Raw genomic sequence first — 706 nt, 5'->3', positions numbered from 1 at the left:
GGGGATCGACTTTCCGGGACGCCTGGAAGGACCCCTGCGCAATATCCTGCTGTCCATGCTCATCATGTGGATCGCGGCCAATGTCCCGCCGCAGTCGCTGATGCGACTGGCGGTGCCGCTCTATGTGGTCGGTGTGGGCCTGCTGGTCGGCGTCGCCATGTTCGGCATCATCAAGAAGGGCGCGCAGCGCTGGATCAATGTGGGCGTCGTCATCCAGCCGTCGGAGATCATGAAGATCGCGATGCCGCTCATGCTTGCGTGGTGGTTCCAGAAGCGCGAGAGCGTGATCCGCCTGCCCGAGTTCATCATCGCCGCGATACTGCTGATGGTGCCGGCGGCACTCATCATGAAGCAGCCGGATCTCGGCACCGCATTGCTCGTCATGGCGTCCGGCTTTTACGTGATCTTCCTGGCCGGCTTGCCGTGGAAAATCATCATCGCGCTGGCCCTAGCCGTCGCGGCCTTCCTGCCGATCGGCTGGTCGATGATGCACGATTACCAGCGCCAGCGCGTGATGACCCTGATCGATCCGACCTCCGATCCGCTCGGCAAGGGTTTCCATATCATCCAGTCGATGATCGCGATCGGTTCGGGCGGACCGATGGGCAAGGGCTGGCTGAACGGCACGCAAGGCCACCTGCAGTTCATCCCGGAGCGCACCACCGACTTCATCTTCGCGGTGTATTCGGAGGAGTTCGGGCTGATC

1 protein-coding gene is annotated in these 706 nt (G+C 62.3%); it reads left to right on the top strand.

Translation table 11 applies throughout. From position 1 onward, the window contains the following. On the top strand, window positions 1-706 hold a 706-nt coding region (locus AYR66_RS24310), incomplete at both ends, for an FtsW/RodA/SpoVE family cell cycle protein (protein WP_234815075.1).

This window comes from Noviherbaspirillum denitrificans (genome assembly GCF_002211445.1).
Classification (GTDB): domain Bacteria; phylum Pseudomonadota; class Gammaproteobacteria; order Burkholderiales; family Burkholderiaceae_D; genus Noviherbaspirillum; species Noviherbaspirillum denitrificans.
This window is presented reverse-complemented; position numbering and strand designations above follow the sequence as displayed.